At 60.3% G+C, this 20,903-nt stretch carries 17 protein-coding genes; 13 read left to right on the top strand and 4 right to left on the bottom strand.

Annotation, left to right across the window (positions count from 1 at the left end):
* Positions 1-181 precede the first annotated feature (181 nt).
* From gltB to AQ621_RS11325, 4 genes are all read left to right on the top strand, one after another.
* Positions 182-4,630 carry a glutamate synthase large subunit gene (gene gltB, locus AQ621_RS11310; protein WP_058341529.1) on the top strand — a complete coding sequence of 1,483 codons (4,449 nt, stop codon included), beginning with the start codon at positions 182-184 and terminating at the stop codon, positions 4,628-4,630.
* A 78-nt stretch (positions 4,631-4,708) separates the two neighbouring features.
* Complete coding sequence (locus AQ621_RS11315; RefSeq protein ID WP_058341530.1) at positions 4,709-6,127, top strand: FAD-dependent oxidoreductase; 1,419 nt, start codon at positions 4,709-4,711, stop codon at positions 6,125-6,127.
* Positions 6,128-6,252: 125 nt separating this feature from the next.
* Positions 6,253-7,317, top strand: a complete 1,065-nt coding sequence (gene hemE / locus AQ621_RS11320; protein WP_022987735.1) for a uroporphyrinogen decarboxylase — start codon at positions 6,253-6,255, stop codon at positions 7,315-7,317.
* 327 nt (positions 7,318-7,644) lie between these two features.
* The gene (locus tag AQ621_RS11325; protein WP_227508313.1) at positions 7,645-8,013 is read left to right on the top strand and encodes a PilZ domain-containing protein; all 369 of its coding nucleotides are present in this window, start codon (positions 7,645-7,647) and stop codon (positions 8,011-8,013) included.
* A 205-nt stretch (positions 8,014-8,218) separates the two neighbouring features.
* Here AQ621_RS11325 and radA read toward each other — a convergent pair whose 3' ends face one another.
* Together radA and ettA are read right to left on the bottom strand one after the other, a co-directional pair.
* Positions 8,219-9,595 (bottom strand): DNA repair protein RadA, encoded by a 1,377-nt coding sequence (gene radA / locus AQ621_RS11330; protein ID WP_058341531.1) that lies wholly within the window; start codon positions 9,593-9,595, stop codon positions 8,219-8,221.
* Entirely contained in the window at positions 9,595-11,256 is a 1,662-nt protein-coding gene (gene ettA, locus AQ621_RS11335) for an energy-dependent translational throttle protein EttA (RefSeq protein WP_058341532.1), read from the bottom strand. The genes radA and ettA overlap by 1 nt, the downstream gene beginning before the upstream one ends.
* A gap of 463 nt (positions 11,257-11,719) precedes the next feature.
* Between ettA and glyA the strand changes: the two genes are divergently transcribed.
* The 8 genes from glyA (at position 11,720) to AQ621_RS11375 (ending at position 18,336) form a co-directional block, all read left to right on the top strand.
* A complete protein-coding gene (glyA, locus tag AQ621_RS11340; RefSeq protein WP_058341533.1) occupies positions 11,720-12,973 on the top strand; it encodes a serine hydroxymethyltransferase in 1,254 nt (417 codons plus the stop codon).
* A 74-nt stretch (positions 12,974-13,047) separates the two neighbouring features.
* A complete protein-coding gene (nrdR, locus tag AQ621_RS11345) occupies positions 13,048-13,566 on the top strand; it encodes a transcriptional regulator NrdR (protein ID WP_058341534.1) in 519 nt (172 codons plus the stop codon).
* Positions 13,563-14,678, top strand: coding sequence for a bifunctional diaminohydroxyphosphoribosylaminopyrimidine deaminase/5-amino-6-(5-phosphoribosylamino)uracil reductase RibD (ribD, locus tag AQ621_RS11350; RefSeq protein ID WP_058341535.1), 1,116 nt, complete (start codon positions 13,563-13,565; stop codon positions 14,676-14,678). The genes nrdR and ribD overlap by 4 nt, the downstream gene beginning before the upstream one ends.
* A gap of 63 nt (positions 14,679-14,741) precedes the next feature.
* Positions 14,742-15,857: a bifunctional 3,4-dihydroxy-2-butanone-4-phosphate synthase/GTP cyclohydrolase II gene (gene ribBA / locus AQ621_RS11355; protein WP_058341536.1), complete on the top strand. Its 1,116-nt coding sequence runs from the start codon at positions 14,742-14,744 to the stop codon at positions 15,855-15,857.
* A 48-nt stretch (positions 15,858-15,905) separates the two neighbouring features.
* Positions 15,906-16,382, top strand: coding sequence for a 6,7-dimethyl-8-ribityllumazine synthase (gene ribE, locus AQ621_RS11360; protein ID WP_022987743.1), 477 nt, complete (start codon positions 15,906-15,908; stop codon positions 16,380-16,382).
* On the top strand, positions 16,382-16,858 hold the full coding sequence (gene nusB, locus AQ621_RS11365) for a transcription antitermination factor NusB (RefSeq protein ID WP_058341537.1): 477 nt from the start codon (positions 16,382-16,384) through the stop codon (positions 16,856-16,858). The genes ribE and nusB overlap by 1 nt, the downstream gene beginning before the upstream one ends.
* Positions 16,859-16,861: 3 nt before the next feature.
* Positions 16,862-17,812, top strand: coding sequence for a thiamine-phosphate kinase (gene thiL, locus AQ621_RS11370; RefSeq protein WP_058341538.1), 951 nt, complete (start codon positions 16,862-16,864; stop codon positions 17,810-17,812).
* Between the two features lie 14 nt (positions 17,813-17,826).
* Positions 17,827-18,336, top strand: coding sequence for a phosphatidylglycerophosphatase A family protein (locus tag AQ621_RS11375; RefSeq protein WP_022987746.1), 510 nt, complete (start codon positions 17,827-17,829; stop codon positions 18,334-18,336).
* A gap of 9 nt (positions 18,337-18,345) precedes the next feature.
* On the opposite strand, the gene AQ621_RS11380 is transcribed toward AQ621_RS11375, so the two are convergent.
* Complete coding sequence (locus tag AQ621_RS11380) at positions 18,346-18,549, bottom strand: DUF6316 family protein (RefSeq protein WP_022987747.1); 204 nt, start codon at positions 18,547-18,549, stop codon at positions 18,346-18,348.
* Positions 18,550-18,687: 138 nt separating this feature from the next.
* Between AQ621_RS11380 and AQ621_RS11385 the strand changes: the two genes are divergently transcribed.
* Positions 18,688-19,338, top strand: a complete 651-nt coding sequence (locus AQ621_RS11385) for a DUF2057 family protein (RefSeq protein ID WP_058341539.1) — start codon at positions 18,688-18,690, stop codon at positions 19,336-19,338.
* Positions 19,339-19,376: 38 nt separating this feature from the next.
* Here the strand turns inward: AQ621_RS11385 and AQ621_RS11390 are convergent, their stop codons facing one another.
* Positions 19,377-20,903: a WS/DGAT/MGAT family O-acyltransferase gene (locus tag AQ621_RS11390; protein ID WP_058341540.1), complete on the bottom strand. Its 1,527-nt coding sequence runs from the start codon at positions 20,901-20,903 to the stop codon at positions 19,377-19,379.

Below are 20,903 nucleotides of genomic sequence, written 5' to 3' on the forward strand. Positions count from 1 at the left end.
TGTTTTGCACCATCCCGGTGCAAAATTGCAAAAAGTAGCCTCTACCGTATAAAAAGTTGTTGCGTAGGTATAAATACGTGCGTAGACTCCCTTCCCCCTTTTTTTTGGTGTCAGTTCATTTTGTGCACTAAGGCAGTGCATAAGGGGCTGGCGGGAAGCCTTTTTACACGAGAGAACGCTTATGACAACAGGCTTGTATCATCCCGATGAATTCAGGGACAACTGCGGTTTTGGCCTGATTGCCCACTTGAAGGGCGAGGCCAGCCATAAGCTGTTGCAAACTGCTATCGAATCCCTCACCTGTATGACCCACCGCGGAGGCATCGCAGCAGATGGCAAAACCGGCGATGGTTGTGGGCTCCTTTTGCAGAGCCCCAAGGCCTTCCTCATTAAAGCTGCGGAAGCGGCGTTTGGAAAAAAACCTGGCGACTTGTTTGCAGTTGGCCAGGTTTTTTTAGCTCCGGAGGAAGCCAGGGCTGCGGCCGGAAGGGCTGCGGTTGAGCAAAGACTGACCGAACAGGGCCTGGAAATCCTGGGCTGGCGGGAAGTGCCGGTGGATGACAGTTGCCTGGGCCCCATGGCCCGGGATTGTATGCCCCGCATCGAGCAGGTGTTCGTGCTGCCGGCCGGAAAGTCTGAGCAAGACTTTGCCATCAGCCTGTTCGTTGGCCGCCGCCATGCCGAGCGGGATATGGCGGATGACTCCGAGTTCTACATCTGCAGCCTGTCTCACCGTACCCTGGCCTACAAAGGCCTGATGATGCCGGCAGACCTGGCGAACTTCTATAAGGATCTGGGCGACCCGGACCTGCAAACCGCGATCTGCGTGTTCCACCAGCGTTTCTCCACCAACACCATGCCGCGCTGGCCGCTGGCCCAGCCGTTCCGCTTCCTTGCCCACAATGGTGAAATCAACACCATCGACGGCAACCGTAACTGGGCCATCGCCCGTGCTGCCAAGTTCAGCTCTCCGGCCCTGCCGGACCTGCAAACCCTGCAGCCGCTGGTGAACCTGACCGGTTCTGACTCCTCCAGCATGGACAACATGCTGGAAATCCTGCTGGCCGGTGGCGTGGACCTGTTCCGTGCTGTGCGGATGATGATTCCGCCGGCATGGCAGAACGTTGAGACCATGGACCCGGACCTGCGCGCCTTCTACGAATACAACTCCATGCACATGGAGCCCTGGGATGGCCCGGCCGGCCTGGTTATGTCCGACGGCCGCTACGCCCTGTGTATGCTCGACCGTAACGGCCTGCGCCCGGCGCGCTGGGTGGTTACCAAGGATGACTTTATTACACTGGCATCTGAAGTCGGCACTTACAGCTACACTCCGGACGATGTGGTTGCCAAGGGTCGGGTAGGGCCGGGCCAGATGCTCGCCATCGACACCGAAACCGGCGACGTACTGCACACACCGGATATCGATGAGCGGCTGAAAAACGCCAAGCCGTACAAGCGCTGGCTGCGGGGCAACTCCCTGCGCATCGAAACCACCCTGGACCAGGCCACACCCGAGTTCCGGCTGATGGAATCGGACGATCTGCTGGTGCACCAGAAGATGTTCAACGTCTCGTTCGAAGAGCGGGACCAGGTGCTGCGGCCCCTGGGTGAAGGCGCCCAGGAAGCGGTTGGCTCCATGGGTGACGATACCCCCATGGCGGTGCTGTCCAGCAAGGTTCGCCATGTGGCCGACTACTTCCGGCAGAAGTTCGCCCAGGTAACCAACCCGCCCATCGACCCGCTCCGCGAGACCATTGTGATGTCTCTGGAGACGTGTCTGGGTGCGGAAAAGAACGTTTTCCAGGAAACCCCGGACCACGCCAACCGGATCATCCTGACCACGCCGGTGCTGTCCCCCGCCAAGTTCCTGAAGATCAGCAACAACGATCGTCCGGGCTTCGAGGTTGAGCACATTGCCCTGAGCTACCGCCCGGAAGAGGGACTGGAGCAGGCGGTTCGCCGTATCTGCGAGCAGGCGGCCAATGCCGCGCGCAGTGCCAAGGTACTGCTGATTCTGAGCGATAAGGGGCTGGCCGAGGGCGAGCTGCCGATCAACTCCCTGATGGCCACCGGCGCCGTTCACCACCACCTGGTGCGTAACGGCCTGCGTTGCGATTCCAACATCATCGTGGAAACCGGCTGGGCCCGGGACCCGCACCACTTTGCGGTGCTGTTCGGTTTTGGTGCCACCGCGGTGTATCCGTACCTGGCCTACCAGGTGCTGAACGACCTGATCCGCACCGGCGAAATGCTGATGGACCCGGTCCAGGCCAAGAACAATTACCGCAAGGGCATCAACAAGGGCTTGCTGAAGATCCTGTCCAAGATGGGGATCTCCACCATTACCTCCTATCGGGGTGCCCAACTGTTCGAGGCCATCGGCCTGGCCGACAGCGTTGTGGATCTGTGCTTCAAAGGTGTACCCAGCCGTATTCAGGGTGCGGACTTCTATGACTTCCAGCAGGACCAGGAACAACTGGCCGCTGTGGCCTGGAAACCCCGCAAACCCCTGTCTCCCGGTGGTTTGCTGAAGTATGTACACGGCCAGGAATACCATGCCTTCAACCCGGATGTGGTGGCGAAGCTGCAGGATGCCGTTATCAGCGGCGATTATGGTCACTACAAGGAATATGCCGGCCTGGTGAATGAGCGCCCGGTGGCTACCTTGCGGGACCTGCTGACTTTCAAGAAAGACATCAAGGGCATTGATCTCAGCGAAGTGGAACCGGTGGAACGCATTTTCCCCCGGTTCGATTCCGCTGCCATGTCCCTCGGTGCCTTGTCTCCGGAAGCCCATGAGGCGCTGGCGGTAGCCATGAACACCCTTGGTGGCCGCTCCAACTCCGGTGAGGGCGGGGAAGACCCGGCCCGCTATGGCACTAACAAGCGCTCCAAGATCAAGCAGGTGGCCTCCGGTCGTTTCGGCGTAACGGCTGAATACCTGCGCAGTGCCGATGTTATGCAAATCAAGGTAGCCCAGGGTGCCAAGCCCGGTGAGGGTGGCCAGCTGCCCGGTGGCAAGGTGAATGACCTGATCGCCCGGCTGCGTTACTCGGTGCCCGGCGTGACCCTGATTTCACCGCCGCCGCACCATGACATCTACTCCATCGAAGACCTGGCCCAGCTGATCTTCGACTTGAAGCAGGTGAACCCGCAAGCGCTGGTGTCGGTGAAGCTGGTATCCGAGCCCGGTGTCGGCACCATCGCGGCCGGCGTGGCCAAGGCCTACGCCGACCTGATCACCGTTTCCGGCTATGACGGCGGTACGGCGGCCAGCCCGCTGACCTCCATTCGCTACGCCGGTTCGCCCTGGGAGCTGGGCCTGACCGAAACCCAGCAGGCCCTGCGTGCCAACGACCTGCGCGGCAAGATTCGCCTGCAGACCGATGGCGGTATCAAGACCGGCCTGGACGTGGTGAAAGCCGCCATTCTGGGGGCTGAGAGCTTCGGTTTCGGCACCACGCCCATGGTGGCCCTGGGTTGTAAATACTTGCGGATCTGCCATTTGAACAACTGCGCCACCGGTGTGGCCACCCAGAACGACTACCTGCGGGAAGAGCACTTCAAAGGTACCGTGGAAATGGCCATGAATTTCTTCCGCTTTGTGGCGGAAGAAACCCGGGAGTGGCTGGCCAAGTTAGGCGTGCGCAGCCTGGAAGAACTCGTAGGCCGCGTAGACCTGCTGGAACGCCTGCCGGGCGACACCGAACGCCAGAAGAAACTGGACCTCAGCCGCTTGCTGCAGAACGACCACATTCCGGCGGACAAGCCGCAGGTGTGCCAGGTAGAGCGTAACCAGCCCTTTGATGAGGGCAAGCTGGCAGAGCAGATGGTGAAAGACACTGCCGCCGCTATCGCCGAGAAATCCGGCGGCGCCTGGAGCTACAAAGTCACCAACTGCGACCGTTCCATCGGTGCCCGCCTGTCTGGCGAAATTGCCGCCCGGCATGGCAACCAGGGCATGGCCGATGCCGCCATTACGCTGGATCTTACCGGTACGGCTGGCCAGAGTTTTGGCGTCTGGAACGTGGGTGGCCTGAACATGGTGCTGGAAGGCGACGCCAACGACTACGTGGGCAAGGGCATGACCGGCGGCAAGCTGGTGGTCAAACCGCCCCGTGGCAGCGACTTCAAAACCCAGGAAACCTCCATCATCGGTAACACCTGTCTGTACGGTGCCACCGGAGGCAAGCTGTTTGCCGCCGGTACCGCAGGCGAGCGCTTTGCCGTGCGTAACTCCGGTGCCCACGCGGTGGTGGAAGGCGCAGGCGATCACTGCTGTGAATACATGACCGGCGGTCTGATAACCGTACTGGGCTCCACTGGCTACAACTTTGGTGCCGGTATGACCGGCGGCTTCGCCTACGTACTGGACCTGGATAACACCTTCGTGGACAAGTACAACCACGAGCTTGTGGATATCCAGCGGATCTCCCGGGAAGACATGGAAGCCTACCGGAACCACCTCCGCGGTGTAATCCGGGAGCATATTTCAGAAACCGGAAGTGCCTGGGCCGAGCACCTTCTGGAGGATTTCGACGATTACATCGGCCGGTTCTGGCTGGTCAAGCCCAAGGCCGCGAACCTGCGCAGCCTGCTGGCCAATACCCGTGCCCGCCCGGAATAACCCCGGGTTCAGAAAGGTTGATGGGCTGTGGCCGGCAGGCGCAGCCCCCGTCGAAATCGAGATGAAGAGAGCAGCAACATGAAAGAACGTCTCCATAATGACTTTCAGTTTGTGGAAGTAGGGCGGGTAGACCCCAAGAAGGTGCCCGCCAAGAAGCGCAAGAAAGAGTTCGGGGAAATCTACCACCCGTTCAGCGAAACCCATGCGGCATCACAGGCGCATCGCTGCCTGGAATGCGGTAACCCGTATTGCGAGTGGAAGTGCCCGGTACACAACTACATTCCGAACTGGCTGAAGCTGGTGTCGGAAGGCAACATCATGAAAGCCGTGGAGTTGTGCCACCAGACCAACTCCCTGCCGGAAGTCTGCGGCCGGGTGTGCCCGCAGGACCGCCTGTGTGAAGGTGCTTGTACCCTGAACGACGGCTACGGCGCGGTCACCATCGGTTCCGTTGAAAAGTACATCACCGACACCGCCTTCGCCCTGGGCTGGAAGCCGGATATGTCCAACGTGAAGTGGACGGATAAGAAAGTGGCGGTAATCGGCGCTGGCCCGGCGGGCCTTGGCTGTGCCGACATCCTGGTGCGCAATGGCGTGAAACCGGTGGTGTTTGATCGGTATCCGGAAATCGGTGGCCTGCTGACCTTCGGCATCCCCGAGTTCAAGCTGGAAAAATCCGTGATGGCCCGGCGCCGGCAGGTGTTCGAGGAAATGGGCATGGAATTCCGCCTCAATACCGAGGTGGGCAAGGATGTTCAGCTGAAGGCAATCATCGACGAGTTTGATGCCGTGTTCATGGGCATGGGCACCTACACCTACATGAAGGGCGGCTTCCCGGGCGAAGACCTGCCCGGTGTGTATGATGCTCTGCCGTTCCTGGTATCCAACGTGAACCGTCGCCTGGGCTTCGAGCAAAAGCCCAGTGAGTTCATCGACATGAAAGACAAGAATGTCGTGGTGCTCGGCGGTGGTGATACCGCCATGGACTGTAACCGCACCTCCATTCGCCAGCAGGCGGAAAGCGTGACCTGCGCCTACCGCCGGGACGAAGAAAACATGCCGGGTTCGCGCCGTGAAGTGGCCAACGCCAAGGAAGAAGGGGTGAAGTTCCTGTTCAACCGCCAGCCCGTTGAAATCGTGGGCAACGGCAAGGTGGAAGGCGTGAAAGTGGTCACCACCGAACTGGGCGCCCCGGATGAAAACGGCCGCCGCCGCCCGGAAGTGGTGCCCGGTAGCGAGGAAATCATCCCGGCCGACGCGGTGCTGGTGGCCTTCGGCTTCCGCCCCAGCCCGGCGCCCTGGTTTGACGAGTTCGGCGTAAACACCGACGACTCCGGCCGGGTAACCGCGCCGGAGCAGTCGGAATTTCCGTTCCAGACCAGTAACCCGAAAATCTTCGCCGGTGGCGATATGGTGCGCGGTTCTGACCTGGTGGTGACCGCCATCTGGGAAGGCCGTCAGGCAGCAGAAGGCATCCTGGATTACCTGGATGTCTGATTAACGGCTTGACCGGTGTCAGAAGGGCGGCTTTCTAGTGGAAAGCCGCCCTTTTTTATTGGCGCAAACGGGGTATCATTGCTTCCCATTGTCTCTGACCATTTACCGACGAGAAGACTGGAATTATGACTGAGCTGAAGAACGATCGCTTCCTGCGCGCCCTCATGCGCCAGCCCGTAGACCGTACCCCGGTGTGGATGATGCGCCAGGCCGGCCGCTACCTGCCGGAATACCGCGCAACCCGGGCCAAGGCCGGCGACTTCCTCAGCCTGTGCAAGAACACCCCGCTGGCCTGCGAAGTGACCCTGCAGCCGCTGGAGCGCTACCCGCTGGACGCCGCCATCCTGTTCTCCGACATCCTGACCATTCCCGATGCCCTGGGGCTGGGTCTGTACTTCGAAACCGGAGAAGGCCCGAAATTCCGCAAGGTGATCCGTTCCGAAGCAGACGTAGACGCACTGCCGAAGATGAACGCAGAGTCTGACCTGGACTACGTGATGAACGCGGTCTCCACCATCCGCCGTGAACTGAACGGCCGGGTACCGCTAATCGGTTTCTCCGGCAGCCCCTGGACCCTGGCGACCTATATGATTGAAGGTGGCTCCTCGAAGACCTTCTCGGAAGCCAAGAAGCTGATGTACGGCCAGCCGGAAGTTATGCACCGCTTGCTGGACCACCTGGCGGATGCCGTTATCGACTACCTGAACGGCCAGATCAAGGCCGGCGCCCAGGCGGTGCAGATTTTCGATACCTGGGGCGGCGTGCTGAGCAGCTGGGCCTACGAAGAATTCTCCCTGCGTTACATGAGGAAAATCGTCGCCGGCCTGATCCGCGAAAGCGAAGGCCGCCGCGTGCCGGTAATCCTGTTCACCAAGAACGGCGGCCAGTGGCTGGAGTCCATCGCCGATTCCGGCTGCGATGCCGTTGGCCTGGACTGGACCACCGACATCGGCAACGCCCGCGCCCGCGTGGGTGACAAGGTAGCCCTGCAGGGCAACATGGACCCGGCCATGCTGTATGCGCCAAAAGAGCGCATCCGGCAGGAAGTGGCAGACATCCTGTCCCGCTATGGTTCCGGCTCCGGGCATATCTTCAACTTGGGGCATGGTATTACCCCGGATGTGGATCCGGAGCATGCCGGGGCGTTTATTAATGCCGTTGTCGAATTGAGTGCCGAGTATCACCGGTAAGCTTTCACTTTGGTTCCGGATTGGTTCCAGGCCGCTCCTAGCCTGCTAGGGTTGGGGGTGGCGATCTGGTGGGTGCGCCTCCAAAAAACCGCTACGAGCACATCCATGTGCGCTTCTCTCCGGCCATCCATGGCCTCCGAAATTTTTTGGAGGCGCACCCACCAGCCCGCTGTTCCCGCTCCGTGAAATAGTCTGAGTGTTCCCGCTGTTTTCTTTGGTTTATACCGTTTTACCTTATTTGACGCAGTCAAAGACCTTTGGCTTGTTGTGCTTCTGTTTGTGTCGGGTCTATAGTCAAAACAGAGCCAACCGATCAGGAGTTTTGCCTTGGCACCGTCAAACAAAGAGAAACGTAAATTCAGCCGAATGGAGTTCGGGGCTCCCTGTGAATTGTTCTGTGAAGACCAGGTCTGGTCGTCCGAGGTGCTGGACATTTCTTTCGGTGGGGTGATGGTTCGGCGCCCGGAGGGTGATGCTTTGCCGTATAACAAGCCGTTCGAGGTGGTGATTCACGTAGACGACCATGCGACTGGCATTGTCATGGCCGTTGAGCTGAGGCATACGGATGATGAACGTCTTGGGTTTCGGTGTGATTACATCGATGCGGAAAGCACTGAAAACCTGGAGCGGTTGGTTGCCAGTAAGCTGGGAGACGTGGCTCTGTTGGAGCGGGATTTCGCCAAGCTGATAGGTTAGTGCTTACGCGGTCTGCACAATGTTTGGTAGGGCGGTGCGGGACAGGCTTTTGCAATGTATGGAGGGGCAGTGTCGGGATACCTTTTCCAAAAATTTCGGAGGCCATGGATGGCCGGAGAGAAGCGCACATGGATGTGCTCGTAGCGGTTTTTGGAAAAGGTATCCCGACACTGCCCCTGTGCTCCAAACCTCGAAGCAGGGAACTCTAAAGCTCCTCCAGCGCCGAAAGGGCATCTGATAGCTTGGTTACCGGGATGACTTTCATGCCCTCCACAGGCTTTCTCGGTGCGTTGCCTTTGGGCACCAGGGCCCGCGTAAAGCCGTGCTTGGCAGCTTCGTAGATGCGCTCCTGTCCGCTTGGCACCGGGCGGATTTCGCCCGATAAGCCGACTTCCCCGAAGATTACCAGATCCTGTGGCAATGCCCGGTTGCGGAAGGACGAAACCACCGCCGCAAGCAACGCCAGGTCCGCGCTGGTCTCGTTGACCTTTACGCCACCCACCACGTTTACGAACACATCCTGATCCGCCACATGCATCCCGCCATGGCGGTGCAGCACGGCCAGCAGCATCGCCAACCGGTTCTGATCCGTGCCTACGGCTACACGCCTCGGGTAGCTGCCCTGGGCCATATCCACCAGTGCCTGGATTTCCACCAGCATGGGCCTTGTGCCTTCCCAGACCACCATCACCACACTGCCCGGCGCGGCTTCTTCGCCCCGGTTCAGGAAGATGGCGCTGGGGTTTTTTACTTCCTTCAGGCCCTGTTCCAGCATGGCGAATACGCCCAGCTCATTCACCGCACCGAAGCGGTTCTTGATGCCGCGAAGGGTGCGGTAACGGCTGTCGCTGGAGCCTTCCAGCAGGATGGAGCAGTCGATCATGTGCTCCAGCACTTTCGGGCCGGCCAGGCTGCCGTCTTTGGTGACGTGGCCGACCAGCAGCAGGATGGTTCCGGTTTGCTTGGCAAAGCGGGTGAGGAAAGCGGCGCTTTCGCGTACCTGGGAGACCGAGCCGGGAGCGGATTCGATTTCCGCCACGTGCATCACCTGGATACTGTCGATCACCAGGATGCGGGGTTTTTCCGCTTCGGCTACCTGCAGCAGGCGTTCCACGGAGGTTTCCGAGAGCATTTTCAGGTCTTTGGTAGGCAGGCCCAGCCGCTTGGCGCGCATGGCCACCTGTTGCAGGGATTCCTCACCGGTTACGTACAGGGCAGGGTGCTGGGCGGCGAGCTGACACACCGCCTGCAGCAGCAGGGTGCTTTTACCTGCGCCCGGGTGGCCGCCCATGAGTACGGCAGAGCCTTCTACCAGGCCGCCGCCCAGTACCCGGTCAAATTCCTGCATGCCGGTGCTGATACGGGCCTGTTCGGCCAGGCTGACTTCGTCCAGGCTTTTGACGGCCGACAGGCTGCCGGCGTAGCCTTCGAACCGGGCGCTGCGGGCACCCTTGCCGGGGCCGGATACGCCGCGCACTTCGCTGATGGTGTTCCATTCGTGGCAGGCCGTGCACTGGCCCTGCCACTTGGAGTAGTCTGCACCGCATTCGGTGCAGACATAGGAGGTTTTTGCTTTTGCCATCAGGCCAGCTTCTTGTACTTCATGCGCTTGGGCTGCATGGCAGAATCCCCTTTGCGCTTCTTGAAGTCGGCATCGTAGTCGGTGAAGTTGCCTTCGAAGTAGACCACTTCGCCGTCGTCTTCAAACGCCAGGATGTGGGTGGCCACGCGGTCCAGGAACCAGCGGTCGTGCGAGATTACCAGGGCGGAGCCCGGGAAATTCAGCAACGCTTCTTCCAGGGCGCGCAGGGTTTCCACGTCCAGGTCGTTGGTGGGTTCGTCCAGCAGCAATACGTTGCCGCCCTGTTTCAGCAGCTTGGCCAGGTGCAGGCGGTTGCGCTCACCACCGGACAGGTCGCCAACCCGCTTCTGCTGGTCGGTGCCCTTGAAGTTGAAGCGGCCCACGTAGGCGCGGGATGGCGTCTCGTAGTTGCCTACCTTGATGATGTCCTGGCCGTCCGAGAGCTCTTCCCACACGGTCTTACTGCCGTCCAGGTCGCGCATCTGGTCCACGTAGGCCAGTTCCACGGTTTCGCCCACGGTGATGGTGCCGGAGTCCGGCTTGTCCATGCCCGCGATCATCTTGAACAGGGTGGATTTACCGGCGCCGTTACCGCCGATAATGCCGACAATGGCACCGGCCGGTACGTTGAGTGAGACGTTTTCATACAGCAGGCGGTCACCGAAGGCCTTGCTGATGCCGTCTACTTCGATCACCTTGTCGCCCAGGCGAGGTCCGGGCGGGATGTACAGTTCGTTGGTTTCGTTGCGCTTCTGGAATTCCTGGGAGCTCATTTCCTCGAAGCGGGCCATGCGGGCCTTGCTCTTGGACTGGCGGCCCTTGGCGTTGGAGCGAACCCACTCCAGTTCCTGTTTGATGGCCTTCTGGTGAGCAGCTTCCTGCTTGGATTCCATCTCCAGGCGCTTCTCTTTGTTCTCCAGCCACTGGCTGTAGTTGCCTTCGAACGGAATGCCCTGGCCACGGTCCAGTTCCAGAATCCAGCCGGCTACGTTGTCCAGGAAGTAACGGTCGTGGGTGATGGCAACCACGGTGCCGTCGTAATCGTGCAGGAAGCGCTCCAGCCAGGCTACGGATTCGGCATCCAGGTGGTTGGTGGGCTCGTCCAGCAGCAGCATGTCCGGGCCGGACAGCAACAGGCGGCACAGGGCCACGCGGCGACGCTCACCACCAGACAGTACTTTCACCTTCTGGTCCCAGGCCGGCAGGCGCAGGGCGTCTGCAGCGACTTCCATCTTGCGTTCGATGTCGTGGCCGTCGGTGGCCTGGATGATCGCTTCCAGCTCGCCCTGTTTCTTGGCCAGCTCGTCAAAGTCGGCATCCGGCTCGGCGTAGGCGGCGTATACCTTGTCCAGTTCAGCCAGGGCGTTGTGAACATGGGCTACAGACTCGTCCACGATTTCCTTTACAGTCTTCTCTTCGTCCAGCTCCGGCTCCTGGGGCAGGTAGCCCACGTTGATACCGGGTTGGGGCCTGGCTTCGCCGATGTAGTCCTGGTCCACGCCCGCCATGATACGCAGCAGGGTAGACTTACCAGAGCCGTTCAGGCCCAGCACGCCAATCTTGGCGCCCGGGAAAAAGCTCAGGGAAATGTCTTTAAGAATCTCCCGCTTGGGCGGAACCACCTTGCCCACGCGGTTCATGCTAAATACGTACTGGGCCATCTTGGCTTAAACCTCTTTTTGCTGGGTTTTGCCACGGAAGAACACGGAAGGACACGGAAAAATTAAAGACAAATACTTTTTGCCACGAAATCCACGAAAGAACACGAAAATTAACTGCATAAAAGAAAAGCTTTTTATCTTTTCCTTTCGTGTCATTTAGTGGATTTCGTGGCAAAACTATCTTTAATCTTCTTTCCGTGTCCTTCCGTGGATTCCGTGGCAAAAAGTCACTAAGGCAGGCCCACTCACAACCTGCCTGAAAACAGAACCCCGTAAGGTATCTAAACCCCAAAGGGATAGCAATTGAGCAAAAACCGGGATCACCGGTGTGCCGGTATCTGCGGACGGCATAAAGGATGATTTTTAACCCGCATTCGCGATAGAATAGCGGCCCAAAATTTCAGGGGTTACGGCCTGCACAGGGGCAGCGCCGGGCCAGCATACAGACAGGGGCAGCACATCCATGTTTAATCGTGATATGAAAATCGCCGGATTCGATGACGCATTGTGGAACGCCATGCAGGCGGAAGAGAAGCGTCAGGAAGCGCACATCGAGCTGATCGCATCCGAAAACTACACCAGCCCGCGGGTGATGGAAGCCCAGGGCAGTGTGCTGACCAACAAATACGCCGAAGGCTACCCCGGCAAGCGCTACTATGGTGGTTGCGAGTTTGTCGATATTGCCGAGCAGCTGGCCATTGACCGCGCCAAGGAACTGTTTGGTGCCGCCTACGCCAACGTGCAGCCGCACTCCGGCTCCCAGGCTAACTCTGCGGTGTTCATGGCACTGCTCAAGCCCGGCGATATCGTTCTGGGTATGAGCCTGGCCCACGGTGGTCACCTGACCCACGGTGCCAGCGTGAACTTCTCCGGCAAGATCTACCACGCCGTCCAGTATGGCCTGAACCCGGAAACCGGCCTGATCGACTACGACGAAGTGGAAGCCCTGGCCGTTGAGAACAAGCCGAAGATGATTATTGCTGGCTTCTCTGCCTACTCCCAGGAGCTGGACTTTGCCCGCTTCCGCGCCATCGCGGACAAAGTGGGTGCCTACCTGTTTGTAGACATGGCCCACGTGGCTGGCCTGGTTGCCGCTGGCGTGTATCCGGACCCGGTTCCCCACGCCCACGTAGTGGCGACCACTACCCACAAGACCCTGCGCGGTCCCCGTGGCGGCCTGATCCTGGCCTGCGACGATGAAGACCTGCAGAAGAAACTGAACTCTGCCGTCTTCCCGGGTGGCCAGGGTGGCCCGCTGATGCACGTCATCGCCGCCAAGGCTGTGTGTTTCAAGGAAGCCATGAGCGACGAGTTCAAGGCCTACCAGCAGCAGGTTGTGAAGAACGCTGCCGCCATGGCCGAAGTGTTCATCGAGCGCGGCTTTGACGTGGTTTCCGGTGGCACCAAAAACCACCTGTTCCTGGTCAGCCTGATCAAGCAGGACATCACCGGTAAAGATGCCGACGCCGCCCTTGGCCGCGCCCACATCACCGTGAACAAGAATGCCGTTCCGAACGATCCGCGCTCGCCGTTCGTGACCTCCGGCCTGCGTATCGGTACCCCGGCGGTTACCACTCGCGGCTTTGGTGAGCAGGAGTGCCGTGACCTGGCCGGCTGGATGTGCGACATCCTCGACAATCTTGAAGACGACGCCGTCATCAGCCGCGTACGTGAACAGGTTGAAGCGGTGTGTGCCCGCTTCCCGGTTTACGGCTGAATCGCACGGTAGTGTGCCTGCCCGGGTGCTCCGCAAGGACCACCCGGGTTCTTCCTTTCCGGAGCCTGTGAATTATGCATTGTCCTTTCTGTGGTGAAGCCGATACCAAGGTGATTGATTCACGTCTGGTGGCCGAGGGCGACCAGGTGCGCCGCCGCAGGGAGTGCTTGTCCTGCCACGAGCGTTTTACCACCTTTGAAACCGCCGAGCTGGTGATGCCCCGGGTGGTGAAACAGGACGGCACCCGTCAGCCCTTTGATGAAGAAAAGCTGCGGGCAGGGCTGATGAAGGCACTGGAAAAACGGCCGGTGAGCATCGAGCAGATCGATGCTGCCCTGAACCGGATCAAATACCGCCTGAGAGCCACCGGCGAGCGTGAAGTAAAATCCATGCAGCTGGGCGAAGAGGTAATGACTGAACTGCGCCAGCTCGACAAAGTGGCCTATGTACGCTTTGCCTCGGTGTATCGCAGCTTTCAGGACATCAACGAGTTCAAGGAAGAAATCGAGCGCTTGTCTCAGGGTAATGGCGATGCCGCCGTGGATGTTGCCCGTGTGCTGGCGGATAACCAGTCAGACAAAGGCAAAGAATGATTTCAGACCGTGACCGGGCAATGATGGCCCGGGCCATCCAGCTGGCCTGGCGCGGCCGTTATTCCACCCATCCGAACCCCAGGGTTGGCTGCGTGATCGCCAGGGGTAACCGGATTGTTGGTGAAGGCTGGCACGAGCGGGCCGGCGAGGCCCATGCGGAAGTGCGGGCCCTGAGCCAGGCCGGGTATGAAGCCCGGGGCGCTACGGCCTACGTTACCCTTGAGCCCTGCAGCCACTACGGCCGCACGCCGCCCTGTGCGAAGGCGCTGATAGAGGCCGGAGTTGCCCAGGTATTTGCGGCAACGACAGACCCCAATCCCTCGGTGTCTGGCCGGGGGCTGGATATGCTGCGGGAAGCCGGTATCCGGGTTACTGAAGGCCTGATGGGGGATGAAGCCGCCCGCCTGAATCCGGGTTTCATGAAACGTATGCGCACCGGACGGCCCTGGGTACGGCTTAAGATGGCCGCGAGCCTGGATGGCCGCACCGCTATGGCTTCCGGTGAAAGCCAGTGGATTACCGGGCCCGAGGCGCGGCAAGACGTGCAAAGGCTGCGGGCCATGAGTGATGCTATTCTGACAGGTGTCGGTACGGTTTTGGCCGATGACCCGTCCCTGACCGTGCGTCGGGACGAAATGGGCGATACCGGCGATGCCACCGATCCGTCGCGCCAGCCGTTGCGGGTGATTGCAGACCGTGATGCCCGCACACCGTCCACAGCCCGGATTCTTCGGGGGGGTAACGTGCAGGTGTTCTGTGCCAGCTCCACCCTGGCCACCGGCCCGGCGCAGGATTTGGCGGCACTGGGTGTTCGCCTCACCGGCGTGGCCTGGAAAGACAACGGCGTGGATGTCTCCGAGTTGCTGGATGCCCTGGGTGAGCTGGGCATCAACGAATTACTGGTAGAGGCCGGCCCGACACTGGCAGGCACCTTTATCAACGAGAACCTGGTAGACGAACTCTGGCTCTACCAGGCACCGGTTTTTCTGGGCAGTACCGGGCGCCCGACCGCCCACCTGCCCATCGAAGTCATGGCAGACAAAGTGCAATGGAAGGTGCTGGATCGCCGCCAGGTAGGAGAGGATCAGCGATTGATCCTGGCCCGCCACTAAACATTCAATTCATTCCTCCGGGCCTTCAATGGTGAGGGCAGGGGTGACAGGGTGCGGAACCGTATGGCACTGAACAGTATTGAAGAGATTATCGAAGATATCCGTCAGGGCAAGATGGTTATCCTGATGGACGACGAAGATCGCGAAAACGAAGGCGACCTGGTGATGGCGGCAGAACACTGCACGCCCGAAGCCATCAACTTTATGGCGAGGTTCGGCCGCGGCCTGATCTGTATGCCCATGACCCGGCAGCGTTGCGAACAGCTGGGCCTGCCGCTGATGGTTCAGCAGAACGCCTCCGGCTTCGGCACCAAGTTCACGCTGTCTATCGAAGCCCGTGAAGGCGTGACCACCGGCATCTCCGCCGCTGACCGTGCCCGCACCGTGCAGGCCGCCGTAGCGCGCGATGCCAAGGCGTCTGACCTGGTCCAGCCGGGCCATATCTTCCCGCTGATGTCCGATCCCGGCGGTGTATTGAGCCGTGCCGGCCACACCGAAGCCTCCTGTGACCTGGCCGCCCTGGCCGGTTGCGAACCGGCGGGTGTGATCTGCGAGATCATGAACGACGATGGCTCCATGGCCCGCCGTGAAGACCTGGAGCGCTTTGCCGAAGAGCACGGCCTTAAGGTCGGCACCATCGCAGACCTGATCCACTACCGCACCATGAACGAGAAAACCGTGGAGTGTGTGGAAGAGCACGAGCTGGATACCGAATATGGCGTGTTCAAGTTGCGCACCTACCGGGACAATGTTCAGGGTGCCACCCACCTGGCCATGGTGATGGGCGACATCAGCCCGGATGAGCCGGTGTTTGTGCGGGTGCATATTACCGACACCCTGCGCGACCTGCTGGGTGCCCGGCGCAAGGATTCCCGCAGCTGGCCGCTGCACCATGCCCTTGAAAAAGTGGCCACTGAAGGCCGCGGCGTGGTGGTTCTGCTCAACAGTGCAGAAGACAGCTACAACCTGGAAGACCGTATCCAGGAATTCTACGACCAGGGCCCGAAGTCAGCAGGCAAGGGCAGCTCCGGTGTGTACTTTACCGTGGGTACCGGTTCCCAGATTCTGCGCGACATCGGCGTGGGCAAAATGCGCCTGCTGAGCCCGCCGGTGAAATTCTCCGCCATCTCCGGTTTCGACCTGGAAGTGGTGGAATACGTACCCTATACCCACGAATGATCAACCCGGCTGCCGCCCTGATTCCGGCAGCCCGCGAAGGAGCCCGAGATGGCAGATATCAAAGTAATTGAAGGTGATTTTACCCAGTGCAGCGGCCGTTACGCGCTGGTGGTTGGCCGGTTTAACGGCTTTGTTGTAGAAAGCCTGGTGGAAGGTGCGGTAGATACCCTGCGCCGCCACGGTATTGCCGATGACGACATCACCATTATCCGCGTACCGGGTGCCTACGAAATGCCGCTGGCGGTCAAGCGTGTGGCGGAAACCTCCGACTACGACGCCATCATCGCCCTGGGCGCAGTGATTCGTGGTGGTACTCCACACTTTGAATACGTAGCCGGTGAAGCCTCCAGTGGCCTGGGCGCTGTCAGCCTGGAAACCGACGTGCCGGTCACCTTCGGTGTACTGACCGTGGATTCCATCGAGCAGGCCATCGAGCGCTCCGGCACCAAGGCAGGTAACAAAGGTGCGGAAGCTGCGATTACTGCCCTGGAAATGGTCAGTCTGTTCAAAAAGTTGGGTGAGTAATGAGCGAAGCGGGTGATACCTCTCCCCAACCGGGGAAAACCAGCCAGCCAAAAGCTGGCGACCGCCGCCGGGCACGGGCCCTTGCCATGCAGGGCCTGTATCAGCGGCACTTCAGCAAGTCTCCGATCTCTGATATTGAAGCCGAGTTCATGGTTGATAACGACATGAGCAAGGTGGATATCATGTACTTCCGCGACCTGCTGCGGGGCGTACACCGGGAGCAGGCCGAACTGGACAAGCTGATCGAGCCGTTCCTCGACCGTCCCCTGAAAGAAGTGGACCCGGTTGAGCTGGCCATCGTGCGCCTGGGTGCCTACGAGCTGAAATGCCGTATCGATGTGCCCTATAAAGTGGTGATCAACGAAGGTATCGAAATGGCCAAGCGCTTTGGCGGTACTGAAGGCCACAAGTTCGTGAACAGTGTGCTGGACAAGCTCAGCCGCCGCCTGCGGCTGGCCGAAACCCGTCCACGCTGATTCATGGGTGAATTCGAGCTGATCCGGCAGTACTTCCAGCCGCTGGCAAGCAATGCCAGGAACGATCAGCTTGTGCTTGGCCCCGGAGATGACTGCGCCATCCAGCGGGTGCCGCCGGGCCGGGACCTGGTGTTTTCAGTGGATACCCTGGTAGAGGGTGTCCACTTTCCCCCTCACTATGCTCCTTCCCACCTTGGTTGGCGGTCACTGGCAGTAGCCGTCAGTGACCTGGCGGCCATGGGCGCCGAGCCTGTTTGCTTTACCCTGGCCCTGAGCCTGCCGGAAGCAGATTCCGACTGGCTGGCGGGCTTTGCCGAAGGGCTGTCCCGGGCCAGCCAGGCGTTCGGTATTACCCTGGCCGGCGGTGACACCACCCGAGGCCCGTTAACGATCACTATCCAGGTTCATGGCACCGTAAAGGCCGGCCAGGCTTTGTTGCGCTCCGGCGCCCGAGAGGGTGACCGGGTATGCGTAACCGGCCCGCTGGGCAACGCCGGTGCTGCGCTGGACTATCTTGAGGATCCGGAACCGGGCGCACGGCAAAGGGCCCTGCTGGCCAGCTACCATAGCCCGCAACCTCAACTGAAACTCGGGGCAAGCCTGGCCGGTAAGGCCAGCGCAGCTATCGATATTTCTGACGGCCTGCTGGCAGACTTACAGCACATTCTGGAGGCGTCTGGTGTGGGCGCCGAACTGGATGTGGCCAGCATTCCGATGTCGGAAGAGCTCAGGCAGTTGCAGGGAGCGCGGGCGCTGGACCTGGCCCTGACCGCCGGTGACGACTACCAGCTGTGCCTGACCATCGCCCCGGAAGCACTGGCCGCGCTGCCTGCGCCAGTCCGTGAACAACTGACGGTGATCGGCCGGATTGTGCCGGAGCCGGGGCTGACGTTAGCAGGCGCGCCCGCCGGCTATCAAACCCAGGGATATGACCATTTCGGGAGGTCTGATTGACAGACGATAACTTGATGCATGAGCCGGATGCTCCGGCCGCCATCCTGCCGCCGGGCTTTTTGCGCCATCCGGTGCATTTCCTGGCCTTCGGCTTTGGCAGTGGTGCTGCGCCGAAAGCGCCTGGCACCTGGGGTAGCCTGGCCGCTATTCCTGTGTGGTATGCCTTCGCCTGGTTGCCACCGATGGCCTACTGGCTGGTGGTATTGGCTGCATTTCTGGCGGGGATCTGGTTGTGCGGTAAAACCGCCGACGACCTGAAAGTGCACGACCACGGTGGCATTGTATGGGACGAGTTTGTGGGCATGTGGATTGCCCTGGGGCTGTTCCCGGACCAGATTTACGGCGTGCTGATGGCGTTCATGCTGTTCCGCTTCTTTGATGTGCTCAAGCCCTGGCCTATAAACTGGCTGGATGCCCGGCTACCCGGCGGGCTGGGAATTATGGTGGATGACGTCGTCGCAGGCATCATGGCGCTGGCCTGCCTGTGGGGAATCGACACCTGGGTGATGCCCTATATCGTCTAACGGTGCTGTTCAGTGCAGCTGCGGCTCGTCTGGCAGCATACGAACCACGTGCAGGAACCGCTTCAGCCCGATTTCCGCTCGCTCACGGGTGGCGAAGGGGCCGCTGTCAAAGCCTTCCCGGGTGGTGAAATACCACTTGCTGCCAACACAGAAAAATCGGCTGCTGCGAAAGGGTGGTGGCCCGTCTTCTCCGGTTCTTCGCTGGGTGTCCATGGTAACCTCCCGAGCTTTGATTGCGCAGTTTAGGGTTTGACGTTCTTGCCCTGAGCCCCGGGTATGGTCAGAATGCTTGGCAGTTGTCAGTCACGTGTCCTGGCCCACTGAAGGGCCGTCCTATGGAAAAGGAGCTAAATGAGTATGTGTCACGTTCGCGGGTTTTTCAAGCTGGTGGTTTTAATGCTCAGCGTTACCCTGGTGGGCTGCGCTTCCTCCCTTGCGCGCATTGATACCTGGCAGGGTGATCCCGCCGGGGCTGCCGATGCTGCGGTGCTGAAATCGCCCGGAGAAATCACCGTTGTGCAGGTGAACGGTCGCGAAATGACCAACTTCCTGATGGACGACCTGGCGCTGGATTACGGCCTGCTGCCGGGCCAGAACGAGGTGGTGTTTACCTATAAAACCATCTGGGCCAAGGCCGGCGTGGTTGATAGCGGCGAATCCAAGGTGCACACCGTCGAAAGCAAGCCGCAGCGGGTGAGCTTTGAGGCGGTAGCCGGTGAAGAGTACCGTTTCAGCTTCACCAAGCCGTCCAGCCGGAAGGAAGCCGAGACGCTGATGGAAAACTTCTCTGCCGATCTGGTGAATCGCAGCGGCGAAGTGGTTGCCAGTTCAGGTGAGTGGGATGCGCAGGCCGCACGCAAGGCTGCCCGTACCCCGGTTCCGGCGGGTACTGGCGTGAGCGGTGATGCGCAATCCGGATCAACGCTGGACCGGATGAAATCCCTGTGGGGCGACGCCACTGAAGAAGAAAAGCGCGAGTTCCTGCGCTGGGCGTTCGAATAAACCTGCAAAAGGCCGGGCACAGTTCCCGGCCTTTTCATTCAGCGTTTGAAGCGCTTCAGACCGCTCTTCAGAAAACCTTCCATGTAATTCATCAGTTCGTCAGTCAGGCTCTGGCTGCCGCTTGCCGGCAACTCGTTACCTTCGTCCGGGCCCAGTGAGGCGACCGCGGCTTCCATGCTGGCCAGGCTTTCCTCGGTTAACGCTTTAAATGCATCGCTATCCGCGACGACATCCGGGCACAGGGTGAAGTTGAGGGTCAGCTGGCCCTGATAGCTCACCGCAACAATTACCAGCCCCATGCTGTCGAACAGCGGTGCACTGTTGAACTGCTGTACCAGCCTGGCGCCTTGCAGGAACAGCGGCACCTGTGGGCCGGGCACATTGGTAATGGGCAGGTTGAACAGGGGCTGGTAGCGCTGGGCCACCTGCAGTTCCGAATACAGCCTGGCCGAGAGCGCCAGCAGGGTAGAAGGCAGCAGTTCGGTGAGCCGGTCGGCGGCAATGGCTTCCCGGTAGGGTTCCGAATCCACCGCGTTGCGATGAATGCGGCGAATCCGCGCGGCCGGGTTTGGCTCGGTGGTGGCCAGGTCCAGCAGCATGGCAGACATCTGGTTGCCGGTAGCCCGTCGCAGACTGCTGGAGCGCACGGAGATGGGTGTCATGGCGACCAGTGAGCGGTCGGTGCCGTTATCCTGCACAAGCAGGTAGCGGCGCAGGATTTCGGCACACAGGCCCAGCACCACATCGTTCAGGGTTACGTCAGCCAGGCTGGATTTGATGGCTTTCAGCCGGGACAGACTTACCTGGGTGGAAACCAGCCGCCGGTTGGCGGTGATCTGCCGGTTAAACGGGCTGTGGGGTGCGGTGAACAGTGGGAGCGGCAAGGGCAGCTTGCGAAGCTGCCGGTGGACGAGCCCGCGAGCGGTGACTTCGGCGGCATTGTAAGCCAGCGAGGCAAACTGCATCGGGGTTTTCAGCATATTGGCGCCGGCCTGCAGAAACACCCGTTCTTCAGACGGTTCCGGCCGGGGCAGCCAGGGCCGGGGCTGGGGAATGGCACGCGGCTCTGGCGTGTATTCCAGCAGCTTACCCATGATTTCCTCGCCACTGAAGGCATCGATAGCCGCGTGGTGCAGCTTTACGATCAGGGCAAAGCCTTCTTTCTCGCCTTCCCGGTCGTCCAGCTTGAAGCCATCCACGAAGGTGATGTGCCACAGCGGGCGGTCCCGTTTCAGGGGTTCTTCCAGGATTTTGGAGGCCAGCGACATCAGGCTCGACTGCTTGCCGTGTTCGCCCAGGTTCACATAGGCCAGGTGCCGCTCGATGCTGAAATCCGGGTCATCAATCCAGTAGGGGCGCCCCAGGCGCAGGGGGATTTCCTTGAGCTTCTGCCGGAACAGGGGAACCACGTGCAGGCGGCTGCGCAGATACGCGACAAAGGTGCTGAATGCCAGGGGGTATTGCAGGTCGCTGGCGTCGAACAGATACACGCCGCCAATATGCATGGGCGTGGTTTCCGACTCCAGGTACAGGAACGAGGCATCCAGTTCCGACAGCTGACGCAT

Origin of the sequence: Marinobacter sp. P4B1, assembly GCF_001447135.1 — a bacterium.
Taxonomy (GTDB): Bacteria; Pseudomonadota; Gammaproteobacteria; order Pseudomonadales; family Oleiphilaceae; genus Marinobacter; species Marinobacter vinifirmus.